This is a genomic window from Actinoplanes sp. NPDC049118, assembly GCF_040648555.1.
Lineage (GTDB): Bacteria > Actinomycetota > Actinomycetes > Mycobacteriales > Micromonosporaceae > Actinoplanes.
Map to the genome: position 1 here is coordinate 154,359 of NZ_JBEZDY010000007.1, position 24,266 is coordinate 178,624.

Annotated in this window: 17 protein-coding genes; 3 read left to right on the forward strand and 14 right to left on the reverse strand. The window is 71.7% G+C overall.

The genetic code is table 11. The features are described from left to right. The first annotated feature begins 65 nt into the window (after positions 1-65). The gene (locus AB0B58_RS12930; protein WP_360222230.1) at positions 66-1,976 is read left to right on the forward strand and encodes a Hansenula MRAKII killer toxin-resistant protein 1; all 1,911 of its coding nucleotides are present in this window, start codon (positions 66-68) and stop codon (positions 1,974-1,976) included. Between the two features lie 6 nt (positions 1,977-1,982). On the opposite strand, the gene AB0B58_RS12935 is transcribed toward AB0B58_RS12930, so the two are convergent. Beyond that, positions 1,983-3,461 carry a glutamate-cysteine ligase family protein gene (locus tag AB0B58_RS12935; RefSeq protein ID WP_360222233.1) on the reverse strand — a complete coding sequence of 493 codons (1,479 nt, stop codon included), beginning with the start codon at positions 3,459-3,461 and terminating at the stop codon, positions 1,983-1,985. 209 nt (positions 3,462-3,670) lie between these two features. Then, positions 3,671-4,249: a YceI family protein gene (locus tag AB0B58_RS12940; RefSeq protein WP_360222236.1), complete on the reverse strand. Its 579-nt coding sequence runs from the start codon at positions 4,247-4,249 to the stop codon at positions 3,671-3,673. A 101-nt stretch (positions 4,250-4,350) separates the two neighbouring features. Between AB0B58_RS12940 and AB0B58_RS12945 the strand changes: the two genes are divergently transcribed. Then, positions 4,351-4,866 (forward strand): MarR family transcriptional regulator, encoded by a 516-nt coding sequence (locus AB0B58_RS12945; RefSeq protein WP_360222240.1) that lies wholly within the window; start codon positions 4,351-4,353, stop codon positions 4,864-4,866. Between the two features lie 256 nt (positions 4,867-5,122). On the opposite strand, the gene AB0B58_RS12950 is transcribed toward AB0B58_RS12945, so the two are convergent. The 12 genes from AB0B58_RS12950 to AB0B58_RS13005 all read right to left on the reverse strand — a co-directional run bounded on the left by AB0B58_RS12950 (position 5,123) and on the right by AB0B58_RS13005 (position 22,424). Next, on the reverse strand, positions 5,123-7,582 hold the full coding sequence (locus AB0B58_RS12950) for a helix-turn-helix domain-containing protein (RefSeq protein WP_360222243.1): 2,460 nt from the start codon (positions 7,580-7,582) through the stop codon (positions 5,123-5,125). Positions 7,583-7,696: 114 nt separating this feature from the next. Then, positions 7,697-8,854 carry an acyl-CoA dehydrogenase family protein gene (locus AB0B58_RS12955; RefSeq protein ID WP_360222246.1) on the reverse strand — a complete coding sequence of 386 codons (1,158 nt, stop codon included), beginning with the start codon at positions 8,852-8,854 and terminating at the stop codon, positions 7,697-7,699. A gap of 28 nt (positions 8,855-8,882) precedes the next feature. Then, a complete protein-coding gene (locus tag AB0B58_RS12960; protein ID WP_360222249.1) occupies positions 8,883-10,409 on the reverse strand; it encodes an acyl-CoA carboxylase subunit beta in 1,527 nt (508 codons plus the stop codon). A gap of 216 nt (positions 10,410-10,625) precedes the next feature. Continuing rightward, a complete protein-coding gene (locus AB0B58_RS12965) occupies positions 10,626-11,753 on the reverse strand; it encodes a chaplin (protein WP_360222252.1) in 1,128 nt (375 codons plus the stop codon). Between the two features lie 285 nt (positions 11,754-12,038). After that, positions 12,039-12,785, reverse strand: coding sequence for a hypothetical protein (locus AB0B58_RS12970; RefSeq protein WP_360222255.1), 747 nt, complete (start codon positions 12,783-12,785; stop codon positions 12,039-12,041). A 482-nt stretch (positions 12,786-13,267) separates the two neighbouring features. Next, positions 13,268-14,149 (reverse strand): hydroxymethylglutaryl-CoA lyase, encoded by an 882-nt coding sequence (locus AB0B58_RS12975; protein WP_360222258.1) that lies wholly within the window; start codon positions 14,147-14,149, stop codon positions 13,268-13,270. A 6-nt stretch (positions 14,150-14,155) separates the two neighbouring features. Then, complete coding sequence (locus tag AB0B58_RS12980; protein WP_360222261.1) at positions 14,156-15,514, reverse strand: biotin carboxylase N-terminal domain-containing protein; 1,359 nt, start codon at positions 15,512-15,514, stop codon at positions 14,156-14,158. A 133-nt stretch (positions 15,515-15,647) separates the two neighbouring features. Continuing rightward, on the reverse strand, positions 15,648-16,250 hold the full coding sequence (locus AB0B58_RS12985) for a helix-turn-helix domain-containing protein (protein WP_360222264.1): 603 nt from the start codon (positions 16,248-16,250) through the stop codon (positions 15,648-15,650). Between the two features lie 52 nt (positions 16,251-16,302). After that, entirely contained in the window at positions 16,303-19,158 is a 2,856-nt protein-coding gene (locus AB0B58_RS12990) for a tetratricopeptide repeat protein (protein WP_360222267.1), read from the reverse strand. Beyond that, positions 19,155-20,915 (reverse strand): HSP90 family protein, encoded by a 1,761-nt coding sequence (locus tag AB0B58_RS12995; protein ID WP_360222270.1) that lies wholly within the window; start codon positions 20,913-20,915, stop codon positions 19,155-19,157. The genes AB0B58_RS12990 and AB0B58_RS12995 overlap by 4 nt, the downstream gene beginning before the upstream one ends. Positions 20,916-20,952: 37 nt before the next feature. Further along, on the reverse strand, positions 20,953-21,486 hold the full coding sequence (locus tag AB0B58_RS13000) for a VanZ family protein (RefSeq protein WP_360222273.1): 534 nt from the start codon (positions 21,484-21,486) through the stop codon (positions 20,953-20,955). A gap of 38 nt (positions 21,487-21,524) precedes the next feature. Continuing rightward, on the reverse strand, positions 21,525-22,424 hold the full coding sequence (locus AB0B58_RS13005) for a sulfurtransferase (RefSeq protein WP_360222276.1): 900 nt from the start codon (positions 22,422-22,424) through the stop codon (positions 21,525-21,527). 62 nt (positions 22,425-22,486) lie between these two features. Here AB0B58_RS13005 and AB0B58_RS13010 point away from each other — a divergent pair, with 62 nt between their 5' ends. Beyond that, positions 22,487-24,220 (forward strand): proline--tRNA ligase, encoded by a 1,734-nt coding sequence (locus AB0B58_RS13010; protein WP_360222279.1) that lies wholly within the window; start codon positions 22,487-22,489, stop codon positions 24,218-24,220. Positions 24,221-24,266 lie beyond the last annotated feature (46 nt).

Genomic DNA, 24,266 nt, shown 5'->3' on the forward strand with positions numbered 1-24,266 from the left:
AACCAATCTTGAGGCATCACCCCGTTGATTCGCAGGCATGGTCACCGACGGCTACAGTGCCCGGCATGGCCGAGAAGGGCTGGACAGCGCAGGTAGCAGCCGCGGCCGGGGTGGCCGCGGGAACGGGCGCCGCCCAACTGGGCCTCGGCTACGGGCTCGGCGTGGTCGTCTGGCCGGTCGTACCGACCGCCGACGACAGCGTCTGGCTGGGCAGCCTCGGCTGGGCGACGTGGATCGCGGCGAACGCGACCGTGTTCGGCGCGGTCATCGCCGGCCGGCTCGGTCGTGCGACGGGTGGGCCGTGGCGCCTGGCGCTGGCGGCTTCGGCGGCGGTCGGTGCGCTGCTCACGGTCGCGCTGATCGCGCTACCGGCCCGGGCGGCGGTACGCGTCGACACCTTCTCACCCCAGACGATCGCGGGCGGGTACGCGGTCGTCGGCGTGCTGCTGGGCCTGGTGATCGCCTACTGGGCGGTCGTGTCCAGGCCGGTGGCGGCGAATCTGATCGCCACGGCGGCCTGGCTCTGGTCGCTTGCCGTGGCGGCGGTCGTGGTCTCGATCCTCTGGCACCGGCCGTCGGCGACGTACCTGTCGAGCTGGCAGTTCGCCGCACCGGACTCGATCGACGGCCTGTTCGGCACGATCTACTGGCCGAGCGCCCTGCTGTCCCTGCTCGCGGCCCTGATCATCGGCGTGATCGGCGCCCTGCCCGCGGTACTTCGCGGCGACCTCGGCGTCGGCGCGGCCTCCTCGGGCGCGGTCGGCCCGCTGCTGGTGGCGGCGGCATTCTTCGTCCTGGCACCGCAGCTGACGGGCGCCCTGGGACCGCTGGAATCGGCGTACCTGATCGCGCCCTACGGCGTCCTCGCCGGTCTGGGCGGCTCGGCGCTGACGGTCGCCATCGGACAGGGCCGCGCCAACCGGCGCGCCGCCCGGCCCGCGCCGAGGCCCGTGGGTCCGCGCGCGATCGGCTCGGGTGCCGCCGGATCCCCCGCCGGCGCCGTGGGGTCCGTGCCGGCGGGTGCCGGTGCCGCCGCGGTGCCCGCGCCCCGGTCCGCGGGCCGGGCGGACGCGAGGGCCGCGACCGTCCCAGCGGCGCCGGCCGGGCGCACGCGGCCCTCGCTCCTCGGCCGGTTGCGCCGAAGCAGCGCGGCTCGGGACGGTGCGGACGAGCGGCCCGGCGTGGTGACGGGCCGCGCCAAGGCCCCGGCCGCGCCCGCGAACGGAACGGCCAACCCGGCTCAGCGGTCGCCGGCGCCCGCACAGGAGAAGCCCGCCGGCCCTCCGGCGACCGGTCGCACCAAGCGGGGACGGGCCGGGTCCGGCAAGCCGGGGCCCGCTCCGGCGCCACCTGCCGCGCCCCCGACGCCGGCCCCGGCGACTCCGGCTCCCGCACCCAGCGTGACCAAGCCGGCATCGCCGCGGGGGAAGGCATCGGTCACCCGGCCCGCCGGGTCGGCGCGGCCCGGCGCGGCCGCTGTCGAGAGTGGTGCCCGGTCCGCCGCCCCGGCGGCGGCACCCGGCGGGTCGGACGTCCGCTCGACCGTCGCGCCGCCGCCCCCCACTCCGCAGGTCGTGAAGATCAATCCGCCTCGATCGGGTGAATCCCCGCCCGAGGCGGTAAAGCGGGCGTCGGGCGTCCCGAAACCGGGTGTCAAAGCGGCGCCCGGCCCGGCGGATGACGCCAGTTCCGATAAAACGCCCCCTGCAGGGAAGACCGCCGCGAAGCCCACCAAGTCCACCCCGGCCAAATCGGCTGCACCGGCCGGCCCGGCGGCCCGGAAGACCGCCGCGAAGGCGGAGCCCGGCGGCGCGGCCACGAATCCAGCGCCCGCCGAAACCGCCGATGGCGACAAGGGTTCCCCCTGGGCGAGTCCACTGTGGGTCGACGACACCGCCGAACCGCCCGCGGAGGAGACCAAGCGGCGGGGCCTTCGCCGCTTCGGCCGGCGATCGGGCGAGGACAAAGGCTCCTGATCGGCGCTAGTCGACCGGCCAGGTGTGGACGGGGCAGTTCGTCCTCTGAAGTGAGCTGTATCGAAGCAGCATGTCGTGCAGGGCGGCGTCCCGCGACAACCCCCGCCGATGCTCGGCGGACCAGACCGCGGACGCCTGCCACGTGGCACCGTTGCGGCCGCTGACACACCGGCCCTCGATGATCCCCAACAGCCGGTCCCGCTGCACCGGATCGACTCCGAGACGGTCGAGGCCGGCGTAGGCCTTCGGCAGCAGCACGTCCAACACCAGGTCGGTGACCGAGATCTCGCCGATCCGCGGCCAGACGACGGTCGCCTCGATCCCCCGCCGGGCCCCGACGTGGAAGTTGTCCTCGGCCCTGTCGAACGGCAACCGGGCCCAGATCGGGTCCTCCTCCGCCGCCAGTTCCCAGGCCATGCCGAAGTAGAACGCCGCGTTGGCGAGCATGTCGATCACGGTCGGCCCGGCCGGCATCACCCGGTTCTCCACCCGCAGGTGCGGCAGCCCGTTCATCACGTCGTAGACCGGCCGGTTCCAGCGGTAGACGGTGCCGTTGTGCAGCCGCAGCTCTCCGAGGATCGGCACCCCACCGGCCTCGATGACCTCGACCGGGTCCTCGTCGTCGACGATCGGCAGCAGCGGCGGGAAATACCGCACGTTCTCCTCGAACAGGTCGAACACCGAGTCGATCCAGCGCTCGCCGAACCACACCCTCGGCCGCACGCCCTGCGCCTTGAGCTCGTCCGGCCTGGTGTCGGTGGCCTGCTGGAACAGGGCGATCCGGGTCTCGGCCCACAGCTGCCGGCCGTGCAGGTACGGCGAGTTCGCACCGACCGCCACCTGAATACCGGCCACCGCCTGGGAGGCGTTCCAGTACGCCGCGAACTTGTCCCGCGGCACCCGCAGGTGGAACTGCACGCTCGTGCACGCGGCCTCGGAGGCGATCGAGTCGTTCGACGTCTGCAGGCGTTCGACCCCGCGGATGTCGACGCTGAACTGCTCGCCGCGGGCGCCGACGATCTGGTCGTTCAGCGCCCGGTAGCGCTCGTTCGCCGAGAGGTTCGCCAGCACCAGGTGATCCGGCTGGAGGGTTGGCAGGCAGCCGATGAGCACGATGGTGCTGCCGGACTTCCTGGCCCGGTTCTCGGCGCAGGCGAGGCTGTCGACGATGTCCCGCTCATAGTCGGCGAACCCGTTTCCGCTGATCAGCCGGGGTATCGCGTTCAGCTCGAGGTTGAACTGCCCCAACTCGGTCTGGAACCTCGGGTCGGCCAGGTTGGCCAGGATCTCCGCATTGCACATGGCGGGCTCGGCATCGGAGTCCATCAGGTTGAGCTCGATCTCGAGGCCGGTGGTCGGGCTCTCCGCGTCGAAGGCGAAGTCGTCGAGCATGAGCGCCAGCACGTCGAGGCAGCGGCGCACCTTCCGCCGATAGCGGACCCGATCGTCCTGGGCACTGACGACCACTGAGAGGTCCTTACCCATCGTTCCTCCTGCCACATTTGCGTGATGCTCTCACGTTATGTGGGCCCGGTAACCGTGACCAGGGACGAAACGGACACAGATCAGCTGTGGGTGAGCACGCGGAAGCGCAGGGTCTACCTTCGCATCCCCCCGGGCAATGTCGCTACCGGAGCCGCAGACACAGCAGGAGCGCCGTCCGATCGGACGGCGCTCCTGCTGAACAGCGGGGGTCAGGCCTGGCGGATGGCTTCGCCCTCGATCTCGATCTTGACCTTCTTGCCGATCATGACCCCGCCGGACTCCAGGGCCATGTTGTAGGTCAGGCCCCACTCCTCGCGGTCGATCTCGGTGGTGGCGCTGAAGCCGAAGACGGCCTGGCCGTACGGGCTGGTGGTCGCGCCCTCGAACTCGACGACCAGCTCGACGGGCTTGGTCACGCCCTTGATGGTGAGCTCGCCGTCGAGGACGAACTCGGCACCCGCGTGCGACTTGATGCCGGTGCTGCGGAACTCCATGGTCGGGTACTTCTCCGCCTCGAAGAAGTCGCCCGTGCGCAGGTGGTTGTCGCGGTCGGCCTGGCCGGTCCGCACGCTCGCGGTCGCGATGGAGGCGACGACGGAGGACTGCAGCGGATCCTCGCCGATCGTGATGGTGGCGGTGGCCTCGGCGAAGTCGCCGCGCACCTTGCTCACCATGAGGTGGCGCACCACGAAGCCGACCCGCTTGTGCGCGGCGTCCAGCTCATAAACGCCGGCGGTCGGAATCTGAAGACCCTCGAACTCGCGAGTGCTGACGACGGAGTCGGTCATGACGGTTCCCCTCAAAGGTTGGTGCCGAAGTTGTTGTCTGACGGAGCAACTATATGCCCGGCAATATTCCCCCTGTCAAGGGTCGCTGCTAACATGGCGACGTGGGCAACATTTTTGACGACCCCCGGTTCACCGCCGTCGGCCTCCTGTCCGAGGCGTACACGGGCCTGACCAACCGCTTCGCCGCGCAGTTCGAGCAGCACCGGGTCTCTCCGGTCGAGTTCGAGGTGCTGATGCGCCTCGCCCGCTCGCCGCAGAACCAGCTGCGCATGACCGATCTCGCCGGCCAGACCTCCCTGTCCACCAGTGGCGTGACCAGGGTCGTCGACCGCATGGAACGCGGCGGCCTGATCCGCCGCGAGGCCTGCCCCAGCGACCGCCGCAGCTCCTATGCGGTGATCACCGGTGCCGGAATCGCCCGGCTCGAGGAGATCCTCCCCGGGCATCTCGAGCTGGTGCAGCGGTGGCTCATCGGCCAGCTCGACCCCGCACAGCTCACCCAGATGCTGGAGTCCCTGCGGACCATCCGCGACGCGGTCAACCCGTGCGCGACGGCGGGCAGCACCGGGGAGGACCACCACGACCCGACCGCCGGACCCGCCGTAACGGCCCGCTGACAGCGGCGGACACAACCGGCAGAAGTACCGGCAGAACCGCCGCGCGCCCCCACCGAAACCCGCCTATCTCCGCAAATCGCCACCCCGCCCCGGCTAGGGTGATCTCCGCAAGGGGGACGCGGCGCGGCCGAGGCCGAGGCGGGGCGAACGGGGGAGTTTTCGTCCTCGCCGCGTTACCGGGGCGTTGTGACGACCGGCGTGTGGGGGCAACGGATAGCGCCGGTCGTCCACGCCGCCGCGCGCGAGGATCCGGCACTCACTCGCCCGACTCGACCTGCCGGGTCACCTCCACGCCGAGCAGTTCCCGCTCGCCGGGCATCAGCGTGATCCCTCCCGTGCGGCAGAGCTCCCGGAGGCGGCGCACCGCCTCCTGCCGGCGATCCGGATCCGGGGTGCTGCGGACCAGGCCGACCAGCGCCTCGACCGTGTCCCGCGGATCATGTGCGCCTTCGTACGCCCCCGCGGCGGCAGCGAAACACTCGGCCGCCCGCTTCTCCTCACCGCGCCGCAGCGCGATCGTCGCCTCGACGATCGCGGCCGGACCGTCGGCGGGTTCCGAGGTCCCGGGCGGGCGCAGCTCGGCCAGCACCGCGGCCGCCTCCTCGAGCCGGCCGCCGCCGGCCAGGGCCAGCCCGACCGTGGCGAGCACCCGGCGCCGGTGTCCCGGGTCCCCGACGTCCTCGAGCTCGGCGATCGCGTCCCGCCCCAGCCGCGCGGCCTCGTCGAACCGCCCGTCGAGCCGTTCGACCTCGGCGAGGTTCGCCGCCGCCACGGCCCGCAGGCGGTGCTCACCGCAGCGGCTGGCCAGGCGGTCGACCTCGGCAAGCCGGTCACGCGCCGCGGCGAGGTCGCCCTCGCGGATCTCGTGCCAGGTCAGGTTGTTCTCCGCCACCGCCATGTCGCGGATCCGGCCGCTGCCGCGAGCCAGCGCGAGCGCCGCCAGACCGTGCTGCCGGGCCCGGTCGTAGCCGCGGGTCGTCATCCACAGCGCCGCGAGTTGGGTGTGCGCGGTTAGCTGCCCCGGCACGTCGTCGAGCGCCGCGAAGTCGGCGAGTGCGGCCTCGGCGGAGCCGATCTCCTCGGCGCCGGACCCGTGCTCGAGCGCGAGCTGGGCGAGCCCGACCTTGGCCCAGGCCCGTACGGCCGGATCCGCGTCGGCGGTGCGCGGGTCGGCCAGCAGCCGCCGCAACCACTGCCGGCCCGTGACGTCCCGGCCGCGGAACCGCCACCACCGCGGCAGCGCGGCCGCGATGCGCAGGGCGATGTGTGGTTGCTCCTGTGCCGCGAAGGTGAGCGCGGCGCCCAGGTCGCCGGCGACGTCGTCGAGCCGGGCGGCCGCCTCGGCCAGCCGGGCGCCGTTCAGCTCCGGCGTGATCCCCTGCGCCAGATCGGCCATGACCTCGGCGTGCCGGCGGCGGGCGGCGTGCAGGTCCCCGTCCGCGGCGGCGCGTTCCAGCGCGTAGTCGCCGACGACGTCCAGCAGGCGGAACCGGAACGCGCGGGCGCCCCGGGCGCTGAGCAGGCCCAGCTCCAGCAGCCGGTCCAGCAGGTGCACCGCGTCGGCGGACCGGCCATCCTCGATGACGGCCTCGGCCAGGTCCAGCGACCAGCGGTTACGGAAGGTGGCGAGCCGGTGCAGGGCGCGTTGCTCGTCGGCCGAGAGCAGGCGGTAGCTGGCCGCGACCGCGTCGCGCACCGAGACGACGCCGCCCGGGGCGGGACGGCCGGACAGATCGAGGACGCGGTCGCCGTACCGGTCCAGGATCTCGGCGACGGTGAGTACCCGGCCGCGGGCGGCGGCCAGTTCGAGCGCGATCGGCAGGCCGCCGAGCCGCCGGACCAGGGCGGACAGCGGTGCCACCTCGTCGGGCTCGACCGGCGCACCGCGCACCCTGGCCAGGCGGTCCAGAAAGAGCGCCACGGCCGGGTAACCGGCCACGTCGGCCAGCGTAGGCCCGGCCTCGTCGGGCGGCGCGACCAGCGGGGCGACCGGCCAGACCCGCTCGGTCGGCAGGCCGACGGGATGCCGGCCGGTAGCCAGGAAGCGCAGGGTGAGGTGCTGGCGCATCAGCCGGCTCAGCGCCTCGGCCACCGCCTCCGACGCGCGCTCGACCGCGTCGACAAGCAGCAGTGCGGAGCGACCGGCGAAGCGCGGAACGAGGTCGTCCGGCCGACCCACGCCGAACACGGCCGCGACGCCGCCCAGCACCTCGCCGGCCGTCGAGCCGTCGGTCACGACGATCCCGGCCACGCCGCCCGGGTACGCGGGCGCGACCCGATGCGCGACCGTCAGCGCCAGGCTGGTCTTGCCCACGCCGGCCAGGCCGACGAGGGTGATGCCGCGCGGACCGTCCTCCCGCGGCTGCGAGAGCCGGGCGAGCAGCTCGGCCACGTCGCCGTCGCGGCCGATCAGGTCGGCGGCCGGCGGCAGGCGCACGAACCGGGGCTCCCCGGTGGCACCGGACTGCTGACCACGCGCGGCGGCGAGAAACGCCAGTCGGTCCGCACCGGCGAGACCGAGCGCGGCGGCCAGCAGCTCCACCGTCGTGCGCTGCGGCCGGGACGCGCGTCCGCGCTCGAGGTCACGCACCGTGCGGACGCCGACCCCGGCCCGGGCGGCCAGCTCGTCCTGAGTGAGCTTCGCCCGCAGCCGGTAGCTGCGCAGCACGGCGTCGAATCCCGGACCGACCTGGTCCGCCCCGTGATCGGACGTCATACCTTGAAACCTAGGCACCCGCGTCGATGGATGCCGACCTCAACGGGCCATTTGTCGAGTAACCGACGTTCAGGCCGTCGGATTTGCCGCAGAAACCGACCGCGCGTCCAAGATCTACAGTCCGAGGCCGCGCGCAATGATCATTCGCTGCACTTCGGACGTTCCCTCGCCGATCTCCAGGATCTTCGCGTCCCGGTAGAACCTGCCCACCGCAGACTCGTTCATGAAGCCGTATCCGCCGTGCACCTGGGTCGCGTAGCGGGCGTTGTCCATGGCGGCCTCGCTCGCGTAGAGCTTGGCGAGCGCCGCCTGGTGCTTGAAGTCGCCGCCCTCGAGCATCCGCGCCGCGGCGTCGTAGTACGCGACGCGTGCGGTGTGCGCCCGCATCTCCATGTCCGCGATCATGAACTGGACGGCCTGGTAGTTGCCGATCGGCTGGCCGAACGCCTGCCGCTCCTTGGCGTACTTGACCGACTCGTCGACACAGCCCTGCGCCAGGCCGACCGAGAGCGCGGCGATGGCGATCCGACCCTCGTCGAGGATCCGCAGGAACTGCGCGAAGCCCCGGCCACGCTCGCCGAGCAGGTTGGCGGCCGGCACCCGGACGTCGTCGAAGGCCAGCTCATGGGTGTCCGAGGCGCACCAGCCGACCTTCGAGTAGCCCGGCGCGACGGTGAAGCCGGGGGTGCCAGACGGCACGATGATCGTGGAGAGTTCCTTGCTGCCGTCCGGCCTCGTGCCGGTCGCCGCCATGACCGTGACCAGGCAGGTGATGTCCGTGCCGGAGTTGGTGATGAACGCCTTCGAGCCGTTGATCACCCACTCGTTCGTCCGCTCGTCGAGGACCGCCCGGGTGGTGGTCGCGCCGGCGTCGGAACCCGTGCCCGGCTCGGTGAGCCCGAACGCCGCGAGCGCCTCGCCGCTGGTCAGTCGCGGAAGCCAGGCGGCCTTCTGCTCGGGCGTACCGAATCGGTAGATCGGCATTGCACCCAGCGAGACGCCCGCCTCCAGGGTGATGGCCACGCTGCTGTCGACCCGGGCGAGCTCCTCCAGGGCCAGGCAGAGGGTGAAGTAGTCGCCACCCATCCCGCCGTGCTCCTCGGCGAAGGGGAGCCCGAAAAGGCCCATCTTGCCCATCTGCCGAATCAGGTCGTACGGGAACGTCTTGCGCTCGTAGTGCTCGGCGATGACCGGCGCGACCTGCTCGCGGGCGAACTCCCGCACGCTGGCGACGAGCGCCTCCTGCTCCTCACTGAGCCGGAAGTCGACCATGACGCGTCCTTTCTGGACCAGAGACCTGCTAGACCGGAGTGACGCCGTGCCGGCGCCGGGAGAAGCCGCGGTCCTTGCCGCGGGCGGCAGCGAAGCGGCTGATGAGCTCGCCACGCAGGTCGGCGGGCTCGACGACGGTGTCGATCACCAGCTCGCCGGCCAGCCGCATGATGTCGATGTCGCGCTCGTACTCCGCGCGGCGTTCGGCCACGAAGGCCTCCCGCTCGCCCTCGGGCAGGGCCGCGATCTTGTTGGCGTAGACCGCGTTCACGGCCGCCTCCGCGCCCATCACCGCGATCTTGGCGGTGGGCAGGGCGATTGTCGCCTCGGGGTCGAAGCCGGGCCCGGCCATCGCGTACAGGCCGGCGCCGTAGGCCTTGCGGACGACGACGCAGATCTTCGGCACGGTCGCCTCGGAGATCGCGCTGATCATCTTGGCGCCGTGCCGGATGATGCCCTGCTTCTCGACCGCACTGCCGACCATGAAGCCGGGCACGTCCGAGAGGAAGATCAACGGCACGTTGAAGGCGTCGCAGAGCTGGACGAACCGGCTCGCCTTGTCGGCCGAGTCGACGAAGAGCACGCCGCCCTTGAACATCGAGTTGTTGCCGACCACGCCGACGACCTCGCCGTTCAGCCGGGCGAAGCCGACCGTCAGCTCCCGGGCCCAGAGCGCCTGGATCTCGAAGAACGAGCCCTCGTCGACGATGCCCTTGACGTAGCGGCGCATGTCGAAGGCCTGCCGCTCGCTCGCCGGCACCAGGGCGGAGAGATCCACCTTGGCCGGCTCGGCCGCGTCGGCGGCCGGCGGCTGCTGGGTGTAGTTCGACGGCAGGTAGGACAGGTAGGAGCGGACCACGTCGAGCGCGTCCCGCTCGGTCTTGCAGAGGAAGTGCCCGACGCCGGACTCCGCGCAGTGCACCCGCGCGCCGCCCATCGCCTCGAGCGTCGTCTTCTCCCCCGTGACCATCTCGACCATCCGGTCGGAGCCGAGGTACATGCTCGCGTTGCCCTCGACCATCGCGACCACGTCGCAGAACGCCGGAATGTAGGCGCCGCCCGCGGCCGACGGGCCGAACAGGGCGCAGACCTGGGGGATCGAGCCGGAGGCGCGGACCTGGGTGTGGAAGATCTTCCCGGCACCGCGCGGGCCGGGGAACAGGTCGACCTGGTCGGTGATCCGCGCGCCCGCGGAATCCACGAGATAGACCATGGGTACGCCGTTCGCGTACGCCCGCTCGATGATGCGGATGATCTTCTCGACCGTGCGGGCGCCCCAGGAGCCCGCCTTGACGGTCGAGTCGTTGGCCATGACGCACACGCCGCGCCCGTCGATCCGGGCCGTTCCGGTGATCACGCCGTCGGCCGGCAGCCCCTCGGCCAGGGTGTTGGCGAAGAGCCCGTCCTCGACGAAGGAACCGTCGTCGACGAGCAGCGCGATCCGCTCCCGGGCGAAGAGCTTGCCCTTCGCGGCGTTCGCGGCGTGGTAGCGCTCGGCACCGCCGGCCACCGCCCGCTTGCGCGCCTGCGCGAGCGCCTCTGAATCGACTGCCACCTGGCCCCCTTCGTGCTTCCCTGAACGATCGTTAGGGTAGCGCATTCCGGTGGCTGAGACCAGAGACGCCGGACGGGAGCCCCCGCTGATCGCGGGGACTCCCGTCCGTCTGGTGCTACCGGCGCTGTGGAGGAGCGCCGGCTTACTGCCCGACGCCCGGTGGCGTCGCTCGGGTCACGCCCGGGACCGGCGTGACCCGGGCCTCAGCGAACTAGTTCACTTCTTGAGCGTGTCCATGACGTTCAGGCCGGCGATGTTCATCCCACCCGCGTTGCTCAGGCTCTGGGTGAGACCGTCGATGGCCTCGAGGTCGCCCGACTCGCCCTTGCCGTTCTTACGACCCTGGTCGCCGTACTTGTCGGCGTCGACTGCACCGTTGTCGCCCGCGTACTGGTCGTCGTCCTGGTCGTTGTCGGGGCGAACCGCCGGGCGGGGACGGTTCACCGGCCGGTTGCAGTTCTTGACGACGGTGACGTTGACCCGGGTGCAGTCACGGACGCCGATGTTGTTGGCGCACTGCGCCGTCGAGTTGGCGAGCCCCAGGACGGCGTGCGAGTTGCCGCAGATGTTGATCGGGATGTTGATCGGCGCCGCGACCTGGGTGCCGTTCAGGATGCCGAAGTTGCCCGCCGAGTTCTGGGTGACCACGTCGGGGACGCCGGACTCGGTCTTGGCCGCGGCGCGGGAGTGGCCCGCCGACTTCTTGTCGGTCACGCCGGCCGACTCGATGTTGTTCACGCACTGCGCCTGCGACGCGGCCAGGGCCAGGAGGGAGTGCGAGTTGCCGCAGTAGTTGATCGGGATGCTGACCGGCGTGAAGAACTGCGTGCCGTTCAGGATCCCGAAGTTGCCGGCGCTGCTCTGCGCGACCACATCCTGCCCGCCGCAGCCGCGGACAGACTCGCACTTGCGGTTCTTGCCGGCCTTGCCGCTCTCGATGCGGTTGACCCCGGTGCCGGCCGAGCTGGCGATGCCCAGGAACGAGGAGCTGTTGCCGACGACGTTCACCGGGATGTTGACCGGCGTGTAGAACTGCGTGCCGTTCAGGAAGCCGACGTTGCCGTACGACACCTGCTGGACCCGGTCACCCCAGTAGACCCCACCGGACTCGACGACGTTGGCGCCCTGGCCGGCCGCTTGGGCGAAGCCCAGGACCGAGTCGCCGTTGCCGACGATGTTCACCGGGACGGAGACCGGCGCGATCACCTGGGTGCCGTTGAGCACGCCGACGTTGCCCCCGGTGCCCTGGGAGTTGACATCGGCGTGAGCGGCGCCCGGGGCGAACAGGAGGGCACCCGCGGCAAGAGCGCCGACGTTGAGAGTCTTACGAACCCAAGTCTTCATGGAAAGAAGATGCCTTTCAGAATTGTCAGAGAATGGTGAGACGCGTATTCAATTGATCGGTGCTTTCGGGCGCAGCGGTGCCCTGGCGCTATTTCGACTGCCCTGACCCCGCTTGTCGACGTGCGCCCCTTACCAATGGCGCCTTCGTGCGGTGACGTGATGACCCCTGGGCCGCGGAGGTGATTCGCCGCCTGTTCGCAGGCGGTTGGGGAATCGGGCCCGTGGTGCGGGCGCACCGATCCGCTGATGGTCAGTGGATCCGCGGTGCGCCGGCCGGTGCCAGCACTAGTCAGGTGAGACGGTCGGTGCCTCGGCGTCATGGCGCCGGACCTCGACATCTGTCGCGTTCGGCAGCCGGTGGCGGGCCACCGTGCTGTCCGCGACCTTGGCCGGAAGGAAGGCCGACGAGCCACCATCCGTCGCAGATCCCGGCCCGGAAGCCGGAACGCCATTCGCTGCCCCGAGGTGTACCCGCAGAGGTGCGGGTCCGTCACCGCCGGGTGTGTCGCTGACCATCTCCGGCTCGGCCACCATGACGGCGGCCTGATGCCGGTCGGCAGACGAGTGCTGCCTGATGACGGTCGTTCCCACCGTGCTCCGCCGGTCGAGCACAGGCTCGGCCTCCGGAATCTCCTCGCCCGTGATCGCCGCTCCGCCGACCTGGTCGGCAGCGGCCTCATCGGCGCCGGTCCGGTCTGCACCGGACTGGTCGGCATCCGCCTCGTGGGCGACGTGCTCCGAACCGGAGACATCGACCCTGTTCGCGGAGTGCTTCACCGGCGTCACCGCGGCTGCCACGTCGTTCAGGAGGCGATCCTGCGGCAGATCGGTGATCGAGGCGAACTTGCGGGTGTCCACCGCTTCGCCCGCAAGGCGAATTGGGGCGGTCAACTCCCTGACGACGCCGTCGACCTCACCGTGGGTCCGGTCCAGCGTCTTCGCAGCCCTGTTCGGGAGCGCTACCGCTGACCCGAGACCTCGGTGGTCGGATTCCAGCGGCTTGGTGGCCGCCTTGAGGATCCGGTTGACCACCGGTTCGTTGCGGTCGTCGCCGTGCGCCTGCGTACCGATGAGCGATGAACCGAGGGAGAGTCCCCCGGCCGCCGAGTCACGGTCCGCAGCCTGCGCGGCAGCGCCGGTGAGCAGCCAGGCCACGCCGGCCAGTCCACCGACGACGAGTGCCCGCAGGACCCACCGGGAACCGGTGCCTCCTGCGCGGTGCCCGCGGCGCCGCTCCGCCCCCTGGCTGTGGGGCGGCATGAGCGCGGCGACACCGGCCGGCGGAACGGACAGGGAAGGGAACGCCGTGCGCGCATCGCGCTCGACCCCCGGCCCTGTCATTGGTCCCGCCCCTCGTCGTCGACTTCAGACCGGCGACCGAATACCTCTCGAAAGAACGAGGCGATATCGGCCGCTCGGTATTGGTAACGAAGCGACACAGCCGGGGTCACGCAGACAATCGGGAAAAATGATCGCGTCGCACAACCGGGAAACCAACGGAAAGCGGAGGAGAATCAGACCAATCGGGTACGGGGCCCGGCGCGCAGAACACCCGAAGGCAGTGTGCGCCCGAGCAGCCCTTCGGCGAGCTCGGCGACCTTGATGAGTTCCTCCAGGTCGATTCCCGTGTCGATGCCCATGTCCTCGAGCATGTGCACGACCTCCTCCGTCGCGATATTGCCGGAGGCGCCCGGCGCGTACGGACAGCCGCCGATCCCACCGACGCTCGCGTCGAACTCGGTCACGCCCAGGTCCAGAGCGGTCAGGACGTTCGCCAGCCCCGTACCCCTGGTGTTGTGGAAGTGCAGCAGATCGGGGCGCACCTCCGAGAGCAGATCACGGACCCGGCGCGGCGTCGCCATGCCGGTCGTGTCGCCGAACGCGATGCGGTCCGCGCCGTCGGCGCGGACGCGGTCCACGATGGAGGCCACCCGTTTGGGGTCGATGTCACCCTCGAACGGGCAGCCGAAGCTCGTCGCGACGATCACCTCGAGCTTGGCGCCGGCCGCGTGGATCAGCGGGATCAGGCCCGTGATGTCGTCGAGCGACTCCTCCGTCGATCGATTGAGGTTGCGGCGGTTGTGTGTGTCGCTGGCTGACACCACCACCTCGATCTCCTTGAAGCCCGCCCGGATCGCCCGCTCGGCGCCGCGGGTGTTGGGGATCAGCGCCGAGTAACGGACCTCGGGGTTGTGCCAGGAACGCGCCCAGACCTCGTCCGCGTCGGCCATCTGCGGTATCGCCCTCGGGTGCACGAACGACACCGCCTCGATCCGTCGCACCCCGGTGCGGGAGAGGGCGTCGATCAACCGGACCTTGTTGTCGGTCGGGATCGGCTCCTCGTTCTGCAGTCCGTCGCGGGGCGCCACCTCGCGGATCGAGACGGTGTTCGTCATGTCAGATCACCCCTTCTTGGGCTTCGCACGCATGCGACCGACGATGCCGGTGTCGTAGTCACCGGAGAGGAACTCGGCGTTCTCCAGCAACTCGGTGAAGAACGGCAGGTTGTTCTTGGGTCCGACGATCTCGAAGCCGGCCACCGCCGTCCGGGCCTTGGCGATCGCGTCATCGCGATCCGCGCCGACAATGATCAGCTTCGCCATCAGCGAGTCGTAGAACGGCGTGACGGTCGTGTCGGGCCCGTAGCCGGAGTCGACCCGGACCCCCTCGCCGGAGGGCTCGATCCAGGTCGCGACCTTGCCCGGGCCGGGCAGGAACCGCTTCGGGTCCTCGGCGTTGACCCGCAGCTCGATGGCGTGACCGGCGGTGGCGTGCACCGTCGCGGTGTCGAACGTCGGCGCCTCGCCGGACGCGATCCGCAGCTGCTCCTCGACCAGGTCGATGCCGTGGATCAGCTCGGTGATCGGGTGCTCGACCTGGAGCCGGGTGTTCATCTCCAGGAAGAAGAATTCGCCGGTCGCCGGGTCCAGCAGGCACTCGACGGTTCCCGCGTTGCGGTACCCGACGGCCTCGCCGGCCTTGACGGCCGCGGCCAGGAACCGCTCGCGCAGCTCGGGCCCCACCGCGGGCGACGGCGCCTCCTCGACCAGCTTCTGGTTGCGGCGCTGCACCGAGCACTCACGCTCGCTCAGTGCGACGACGCGGCCGTCGGCGAGGCCCAGGATCTGCACTTCGACGTGGCGTACCCGGGGGAAGTAGCGCTCGATCAGCACCGAGGGGTCGCCGAACATGCGCTCGGCGAACGCGCGGACCTTGTCGTACTCGGTGCGCAGGCCGTCCTCGTCGTCCGCGACGGCCATGCCCATGCCGCCACCGCCCGCGGCGGCCTTGACCATCACCGGGTACCCGATGGTCGCGGCGGCCTCGATCGCGGCCTCGACGGTCGCCGCCGGGTCGTGGGTGCCGGGCGCGACGGGAACGCCGGCCTCCGCCATCAGGTTCCGAGCATTGATCTTGTCGCCCATCGCGGTGATCGCGTCGGCGGACGGACCGACCCACACCAGGCCGTTGGCCTCGACGGTACGGGCGAATTCGGCGTTCTCACTGAGGAAGCCGTAGCCGGGGTGAATGGCCTGCGCGCCGGTCGACTTCGCGGCGGCCAGGATCGCCTCGGTGTTGCGGTAGCTCAGGGCCGGATTCGCCGGGCCAACGCAGATCGCCTCGTCCGCCTCGGTGACGAATGGCATGCCCTCGTCCGCCTCGGAGTAGACCGCGATCGACCGGATCCCTAGCCGCTTTGCGGTGCGGATGATCCGGCGGGCGATCTCACCCCGGTTGGCGATGAGCAGCGACTCGATCATTTCTCTCCCCTCGTACTTCCCATTCTCCGCGCCGGGGCAGGCCCTCGCCGGGCGCACGACGGTAGGGCGGAGCCGGATTCCTCTCGGGAGACTCTCGCTACCGTCCCGCGGGCCCGTCGGGCCGGGCCCGCGCCTATCTGCCGATGAGGGCGTGGGCCGTGGCCTCGCGCAGCAGGACCGCGCGGCGGCGGCGGTCGACCTCGCCACCCAGGAAGGGGGTCGAGTTCATCAGGCCGAACGCCGAATGCGCCAGCACCCGCGCCTCGCCCGCCTCCAATTCGGGGCGAAGCGTCGCCAGCACGCCCACCCACTCCTCGACGTAGAGGCGCTGCAGGCGGCGGATCTGCCGGCGCGGCTCCTCCGGCAGGCGGTCCAGCTCGTGCAGGTGCAGGGCGATCACCGCCGGGTTCGCCAGCGCGAACTCGACGTGGAACTCGATCAGATCGGTGAGCGCGGCGTGCGCGTCCTCGCGGTGCCGGCCGACCCGTTCCTTGCCGCCGTGCAGCAGGCCCTCACTGACGGGGATGAGCGCGGCCACCAGCATGGCCTCTTTGCCGGCGAAGTGGTGGTACAGGGCCGGGCCGGTCACGCCGGCGGCGGAGCCGATGTCGTCCATCGACACACCGTGATATCCCCGGGCGGCGAAGAGGCCGACCGCGATCTCGAGGATCTCGTCCCGGCGCGAGCGCCGGCGGGGGGCCGGCGGGCCGGGACGCTGCTGCTGATCTACCGTCACTCGGCAACTCTAACCCGCTGTCAAGCCGGAGCCTTAACGGCCGTTCAGCCGATTACTCCTCCTCCACGCCTTCCGTCCGGCGCAGCCGCGCCGCCTGCTCGTCGGCGCCCCGGGCCTCCAGGGCGTCGGCGAGCACCCGGGCCGCGACCTGGCGCGACGGCGCGTCCTGAGCCATCTCCCCGAGGATCGGCCAGAGCAGGTCCTCGGCCTCCTGCGGGCGGCCGGAGCGCAACAGGGCCTCGCCGTGCATCGTCGCGACCTGCTCAGCCTCGCTCCGGGCGCCGATCCGGCGCAGCCGCTCGGGCGCATCCGTGACGTACGGCACAGCCTCCGCCGCCCGGCCGCGGGCCAGCAGCAGCCGGCTCATCTCGAACCCGAGCATGGCCCGCTCCCAGATCGTGTCCGGCTGCCCGGCGGCATCGGCGGGCAGGCCGGCGTGCCTGCGCTCGGCCAGCTCGAAGGTCTCCTCGGCCGCCGCGACGTCGTCGGCCCAGTGCAGGGCCATCAACCGCCGTCGCAGCAGCCGCAGCTCACCGAGCGGATCCCCGGCGACGCGCAGGTCCTCGGCGCCGGCGCCGAACCACTCCGCCGCCTCGGCGTCGCGGTCCAGCCGAAAGAGCAGGTCGCCGCCGTTCTCGCGGATCTGACCGCGACCGGCCAGATTGTCGCCCAACCGGTCGACAAGCGTCTCGTAGAGCGCCAGCGAGCCGGCGCTGTCGCCGAGTTCACGGTAGAGACCGGCCAGCAGGAAGCGGGTGTTGTCGGCGGCCTCGTCGTGCCCGAGCCGCTCGAACGCCGCCAGGGCCTCCTCGCCCACCTCGGCTGCCTCGACGATCCGGCCCGCCTGCCGGTATGCGTCGGCCAGCTCCTGCCGGACGAACGCGCCGCCCTCGTCGAGGTCCTGCTCGGTGCAGAGGGCCACGGCCTCGACCAGGTCGTCGACGGCCTCGGCGGCCCGGTCGAGCTGGACCAGCGCCCGCCCGCGGCCGAGCCGCGCCGTCAGCGCACCCTCGGGATCGATCGCCGCGAGCACCTCGCCGAACGCCGTGACCGCCGCCTCGGGGTTCTGGGTGAGCTGTCCGAAGAGGACCGAGGCGTCGGCCAGCCGCGCGGCGGGCCCATGCTCCAGGAAGTAGGCCCGGGCCTCGGTCGCCGCGGCCAGGGCCTCCTCGATGCGGCCGGCCGCCGCCCGGTTCGAGGCGCGCCGTGCCAGGTAGAAGGCCGCCAGCCGGGCGTCGCCGGTCTCGGCCGCGGCCTGCTCCGCCCTGTCGTGCGCCTCGTTGGCCTCCGCCGGGCGGTCCTGCACGAGTTCGACAAGCGACAGCCGGGACCAGGCGGCCGCGCGCCTGCGGGCGTCGCCGTGCTCCTGCTGGTAGGCGGTGTCCGGCTCGACCAGGGCTCGGCCCTCGTCGGGCCGGCCGGCCAGGGCGAGCGAGACGCCGAGCCGGCCCCTTGCGACCGAGGCGTCGATCTCGCTGCCGGCCTCGATGAACAGGTCGATCGCCCGCCCCCAGGCCTCGGCCGTGCCCTCACGATCGTCGGCGCGCCAACGCTGGCCGCCCAGCAACATGGCCCGCCGCGCCTCGCGCATCGCATGCGGCTCGGCCTGGCCGGGGCCGCTCTCGGCGCGGCCGTGGCGGGCGTCGTAGATCGCGAGGATAGCGTCCGCGGCGTCGTCACGATCCTCGTTCTCGTGCTCCTCGGCCAGGTCGAGCAGCGCGTCCGCGTCGGCATCGGCCGGCACGTCCACCAGCGTCACCTTCGCCCCCGCCTGCGGCTTCGGCCTCGGCTCCGGCCGGCGACGGGTAGACGGCGAGAGCGGGAGCACGACGTCATACGGCTCGGCGGAGATCTCCTGTTCGATCTGCCGGCTCTGTGTCGTCGTGCCGTTGCGCGCGTCGAAGCGCAGCGCCAGGCCGGTCGCATGCGCCGCCAGTTCCTCGGCCAGCGCCGCGGCGGCGATGTCGCCCTTCTCCCGGCGATGCACGATCGTGTCGCCATGGCCGAGCGCGACGAGCCGGCGGAGCAGCAGCGCCGACGACGCGGCGAAGTTCATCCCCGCCGCCGGCGACGGCGCCCGCTCGAGCCAGTCGACGTGCCGCTGGAGAATCTCCAGTCCGCGGTGCTCGTTGCCGGTGCGCGCGCAGAACGCCACGTGGTCGCCGATGTCCCACAGATCCGCGAGGTTGCCGCGCATCAACCGGTACGACCGGCGGTGTGCGTCCGCGGCCTGCTCCAGCCGCCCGGTGCGCAGGTAGGGCACCATCAGTCCACGAAGGATCGTCTGCGGCTGCTCGTTGCAGGTGAGCCGGCCGGCCAGCACCGGCTCGGCGAGCGCGACCGCGTCCTCGTCCCGCCCCCGGCTGGACAGGTAGGTGACCTGCGACGACGGGTCGCAGCCCGCACAGTCCGAGAGGTTGTCGCGAGGCGTGGTGTTCCACCGCTCGTAGAGCGCGTCGGCCTCGTCCTCGAGACCCACGTGCCGGGCCACCACGTAGCGGTGCTTGTGCACGGCCTGCAGGCTGTGGCCGCCCTCGCGGTAGCGGCGCTCCATGTCGTCCAGCACCGCGTAGGTCCGGGCGAGCGGCACCTCCGGGAACTTCGTCAGCGCCGACACCATGTATTTGAAGTGCCAGTACAGCGTGTGCCGGCTGCGCGCGTGGAACGGCGCGGGGTCGCGGTCGAAGTCGCTCAGGCACCAGGAGAAGGTCACGAACGACTTGGCGACCTCGCCGCCGTAGGTGTAGGCGGTGGTGGCGAGGATGCGCGCCTCGTAGCCGAGCTCGCGCTCACCCAGGGCGTCGGCGTGCCGGACGACCTGCTCGATCAGGGCGATCTGCGCGGCGCCGTACGGCATCCGGTGCGCCTCGCGGAGCAGCGTCCACAGCTCCTCGATCGACCTGCTCACCTGTCCTCCCCGGGGACGGCCCGGCCCAGCAGTCCGAGGAACGACGTGTTGAGCAGCGCCGCGTCGGCCGGCCTGATCGGGTGGTAGCCGAGCAGGAGCGCCTGGCCGTACAGCGCCTCGACGGCGAGGGCCGTCAGGTCGGGATCGCCGAGCGCGGTCACCCGGCGCACGAGCGGGTTGCGGTGGTTGAGCACCAGCTGGGGCCGCTCGGGCGCCTCGGTGTCGGCGAGCGCGTCGAGCACGCCGCCCCACAGGTCGTCGGCCTTGGCGCGGGTGGCGGTGAACTCCTCGTGCAGATGCGCCGACCGGCTGACCAGATAGAGGGCGGGCAGGTTCGCCGGCTCGAAGGTGCGCACGACGACCTCGCAGCCGAGCCGGTCGAGCCGCCGCTGCGCCGCCGACAGGAACGGGCGCAGCCGCAGCTCGACTGCCGCGTCCAGGGCCTCGAACCGGGTCGCCAGGTCGGTCGGCTCCAGCCGCTCGACCTTGATCTCCCGGTCCAGCTGCGGCAGCCGTTCGATGATCTCCGCGTCGTAGGTGTAGCCGCCGTTGATCAGACCGACGTCCTGCGCGGCGGCGACCGCCGCGAGCTGCCGGAACTGGTCGGTCGTGGCCGCGTAGCGAAGGAGTCCGTGCCGGGCCCGGAACTCGGCGAGCGTGGTCTGGCCGGCGTTGGTCTCCATCGGCCACCACTGCTCGACCAGGCGCAGCATCTCGTCGTCGTGCAGGGCCAGCGCCTTGACGCCGAGGTGGTGGATGCGCAGGAACTCGGCGAGCCGCCGCGGGTCGGACGACGACAGCCGCACCAGCCAGCCGCGCAGCTGATCCGCGATGGCCTCCCGGGTGGCCTCGAGCAGGCTGTCGTCGTAGAGGGCCTCGCGGCTGGCGGTCGGCCTCAGCTCGGTGCTGTCGACGATGCAGCGGGCGAAGAACGCCCACTCCGGGAGCAGTCCCTCGACGGCCTCGGCGAGCAGCATCCGCTTGAGGTAGACGCGATGGCCGCCGCGGGTCGCGGGATTGACCGGCGTGGGAAGCACGAACGCGGCCCCGGTGAGCCCCGCCTCGGGCACGTCCAGCTCGATCACGTCGAACGGGGTGAAGCCCAGGGTCCGCTCCGCGTACGCGATCGAGGCACGGCGGCCGGCCGCCCAGGGCACCTCGCCGGCGGTGACGGCCGCGCCGTCGACGGTGACCTCGACCGGCAGGAGCGATCCGTAGAGCGTGGCGAGCTGGGTGACGGTCGCGCCGACCAGGTACATCTCGGCGCCGCGGCGCGGCAGCAGGGTGACGGTGGTGCCGGGCTCGCGGGCGGGGCCGGGCCGGACGTCGTAGCGGCCGTCGGCGTAGCCGGTCCACAGCACGGGCGGGGAGCCGGCCCGGCAGGTGTGCACCCGGATCTCATCGGCCACGAGGAAGCAGGAGAGCAGGCCGATGCCGAACTGGCCGAGGAACTCGTGGCGGACGAAGCCGAGCTCGTCCCTTTTGGAGCTGCGGCCGATGGTCGCGAGCAGCTCGTGCACCTGGGCCTCGGTGAGGCCGATGCCGTTGTCGGTGATCCGCAGGCTGCCGTCGCCGGTCGCGGCGGAGGACTCGATGCCGACCCGCCCGACGGTGGCCGGCTCGTCGTGCTGGACGGCGGTGATCGCATCGACGGCGTTCTGCAGCAGCTCGCGGACGTAGACCCGCGGGCTGGCGTAGAGGTGATGGCTGAGCAGGTCGACGATGCCCCGAAGATCAACCTGAAAGGTGTTGCTCACTTGTGGTTCTCGCCCTCCCCGTCGGCGCTGTGGTCGCTCAGGCTACAGGCAGGCTCCGACGTTTTGGAGCTGATTCCTCCGCCGCCCACCAGCGCCGGAAGACGGCGGCGGCGAGCATCGCGCCGGCGGTGTTGACGAGCACGTCGTCGATGCTGGACACCCGGCCGATCGCGAGCGCCCATTGCAGGGTCTCGATCAATACGGCCGACGCGACGGCGAGGCCGAGGATGCGCGGCATGCTCGCGAGGACGGGGAAGCGGATCGGCAGCAGGCCGAGGCCGGCGAGGACCAGCAGGTTGCCGACGATCTGGGCGAGCGCCGTGCCCGGGTCGCCGGTGAACCAGGAGGGCAGGTCGTGCAGGGGTACGAGGTCGACCGACCGCGGCGCGGGCTGCGGCGTGAAGAGCATGCCGATGAACGGCAGGGTCATGACGAGAAAGCCGACCTCGGCGAAGGCCTCGCGCGGGGTCCGGGTCCGGCGCCGCCAGAGGTACGCCACGACGCCACCGGCCGGCAGCAGCAGCGCCGCCAGGATGATCGTGGTCCCGTGGTCCCGCCAGGCCGCTTCCATGCCTGCCGACCCTAGGCGTCGGCGACAACCGGGCCGGGCTACGGGAGCTTGCCGGGCTCCGTGCCCTTGACGATGGGCGCACGGACGAGATTGCCCCACTCCGTCCAGGACCCGTCGTAGTTGCGGACCTGCGGATATCCGAGCAGGTGCTGAAGCACGAACCAGGTGTGGCTCGACCGCTCACCGATCCGGCAGTACGCGATGATGTCGTCGCCGGTGTCCAGCCCGAGCTCGTCCCGGTAGATCCTGGTGAGCTCGTCGGCCGTCTTGAACGTGCCGTCGTCGTTCGCCGCCGACTTCCACGGCTTGCTGACCGCGCCGGGGATGTGCCCGCCGCGCAGCGCACCCTCCTGCGGGTACGCCGCCATGTGGGTCAGCTCGCCGGTGTACTCCTGCGGCGAGCGCACGTCGACCAGCGGATGGCCGCTCGCGACGTGCCCGCCGACCTGGTCGCGGAAGGCGCGGATCTGGCCGTCCTCACGGACCGGCACCGGATAGTTCGCCGCCGGGCGCTCGGTGCGGTCGCGGGTCAGCTCCCGGCCCTCGGCGGCCCACTTCTGCCGGCCGCCGTCCAGCAGCCGGACATCGCGATGCCCGAAAAGACTGAAGACCCAGAGGGCGTACGCGGCCCACCAGTTGAAATTGTCGCCGTAGAAGATGATCGTGTCGTCGCGCCCGATGCCCTTGCGCTCGCACATGGCGGCGAAGGCGACGGGGTCGAGGTAGTCGCGGACGAGCTGGTCGTTCAGCTCGAGATGCCAGTCGACCTTCACCGCGCCGGGGATGTGGCCGCTCTCGTACAGCAGCACGTCCTCGTCCGACTCGACGACCACCAGGCCGGGAGCACCGAGGTGCGCGGCGAGCCACTCGGTGGTGACCAGCTTGCCGGGATGGGCGTACGCCTGCAGGTACGGCGCCGGATCGTTCTCGACTGACATGCACTCACGCTATCGCGGATAACCGGATGTTCCGGGCGGCGCTCCTACCTAGGCTGCGTTTCATGCTGTTGCGAATGTCGACGATGCTGCTCAAGACCCTGCGCGAGGAGCCGGCCGAGGCGGAGGTGCCGAGCCATCGGCTGCTGCTGCGCGCCGGCTACATCCGGCGCTCGGCGCCGGGCGGATTCACCTGGCTCCCGCTCGGCAGGCTGGTTCTGGACCGCGTGACCCGGGTGATCCGGGAGGAGATGACCGCCATCGGCGGCCAGGAGGTGGCCTTCCCGGCCCTGCTGCCCCGCGAGCCGTACGAGGCGAGCGGCCGCTGGACGGAGTACGGCGACGAGATCTTCAAGCTGCGGGACCGTCGTGGCGCCGAGTTCCTGCTCGCGCCAACGCACGAGGAGATGTTCGCCCTGCTGGTGCAGGACATGACGAGCTCGTACCGCGACCTGCCCCTGATCCTGTTCCAGATCCAGACGAAGTTCCGCGACGAGGCCCGCCCCCGCTCCGGTCTGCTGCGCGGCCGCGAGTTCCTGATGAAGGACTCCTACTCGTTCGACCTCGACGACGCGGGCCTCGGCGCGGCCTACGCCCGGCACCGGGCCGCCTACCAGCGCGTCTTCGAGCGCCTCGGCCTGGAGCACACCATCGTGTCGGCGACCTCCGGCGCCATGGGCGGCTCCGCGTCGGAGGAGTTCCTGGCGGCCGCGGAGGCCGGCGAGGACACGTTCGTGGGCTGCACCGCCTGCGCGTACGCGGCGAACACCGAGGCGGTCGTCACCCGCGCCCCCGCGGTCCCCGAACGCGAACACCCCCGGCCCACGGTGCACGACACCCCGGACACCCCGACCATCGCCTCGCTGGTCGACCTGGCCAACGAGCGCGCCCTCGACGGCCGCACCGACTGGACGGCCGCCGACACGCTCAAGAACGTCGTCTTCACCGTCCACCACCCGGGCCGGGAGGACGAGCTGCTGGCGGTCGGTGTGCCCGGCGATCGCGAGATCGACACCAAGCGCCTCGACGCCGCGCTGAGCCCGGCCACGGCCACCGTGTTCGACGACTTCGAGGCCCGTCCCGACCTGGTCAAGGGCTACATCGGGCCGCAGGGCATCAAGATCCGCTATCTGGCCGACCCGCGCGTCGCGACCGGTACCGCGTGGCTCACTGGGGCCAACGAGCCCGGCCGGCACGCGACCTCGGTCGTTGCGGGCCGGGACTTCACCCCCGGCGGCAGCGTCGAGGCCGCCGAGGTGCGGGCCGGCGACCCCTGCCCGGCGTGCGGGACCGGCGAGCTGACCATCCGGCGCGGCATCGAGATCGCGCACATCTTCCGGCTGGGCCGCCGCTACACGGACGCCTTCAAGGTCGACGTGCTCGGCGCGGACGGCAGGCCCGCGCGCCCGACCATGGGCTCCTACGGCATCGGCGTCTCGCGCGCGGTCGCCTCGATCGCCGAGCAGCATCACGACGACCGCGGCCTGCTCTGGCCGGACGAGGTCGCACCCGCCGACGTACACGTGATCGCGGCCGGCAAGGAGGGTCAGGTCGAGGCCGCCCTCGCACTCGGTGCCGCCCTGCTCGCGGAGGGCCTGCGGGTGCTGGTGGACGACCGGCCGCAGCTGTCGGCGGGCGTGAAGTTCACCGATGCCGAGCTGATCGGCGTCCGCCGGATCGTCGTGGTCGGCCGCCGCCTCGCCGAGGGGTACGGGGAGGTGCGCGACCGGCGCACCGGTGACCGGCGCGACGTTCCACTCGCGGACGTGCCGCGTGTAATCAAGGAGCAGGCCGGGTAAGCGGCCGGGAACGGCATGCACGCGGGGTTGGGGAGGCTACGACCAA

Coding starts and splice junctions, on each gene's coding strand:
- AB0B58_RS13010 (WP_360222279.1), top strand. CDS start 22,487: ATGCTGTTGCGAATGTCGACGATGCTGCTCAAGACCCTGCGCGAGGAG.
- AB0B58_RS12940 (WP_360222236.1), bottom strand. CDS start 4,249: ATGACCGACTCCGTCGTCAGCACTCGCGAGTTCGAGGGTCTTCAGATT.
- AB0B58_RS12930 (WP_360222230.1), top strand. CDS start 66: ATGGCCGAGAAGGGCTGGACAGCGCAGGTAGCAGCCGCGGCCGGGGTG.
- AB0B58_RS13000 (WP_360222273.1), bottom strand. CDS start 21,486: ATGGAAGCGGCCTGGCGGGACCACGGGACCACGATCATCCTGGCGGCG.
- AB0B58_RS12965 (WP_360222252.1), bottom strand. CDS start 11,753: ATGAAGACTTGGGTTCGTAAGACTCTCAACGTCGGCGCTCTTGCCGCG.
- AB0B58_RS12955 (WP_360222246.1), bottom strand. CDS start 8,854: ATGGTCGACTTCCGGCTCAGTGAGGAGCAGGAGGCGCTCGTCGCCAGC.
- AB0B58_RS12975 (WP_360222258.1), bottom strand. CDS start 14,149: ATGACGAACACCGTCTCGATCCGCGAGGTGGCGCCCCGCGACGGACTG.
- AB0B58_RS12935 (WP_360222233.1), bottom strand. CDS start 3,461: ATGGGTAAGGACCTCTCAGTGGTCGTCAGTGCCCAGGACGATCGGGTC.
- AB0B58_RS13005 (WP_360222276.1), bottom strand. CDS start 22,424: ATGTCAGTCGAGAACGATCCGGCGCCGTACCTGCAGGCGTACGCCCAT.
- AB0B58_RS12950 (WP_360222243.1), bottom strand. CDS start 7,582: ATGACGTCCGATCACGGGGCGGACCAGGTCGGTCCGGGATTCGACGCC.
- AB0B58_RS12980 (WP_360222261.1), bottom strand. CDS start 15,514: ATGATCGAGTCGCTGCTCATCGCCAACCGGGGTGAGATCGCCCGCCGG.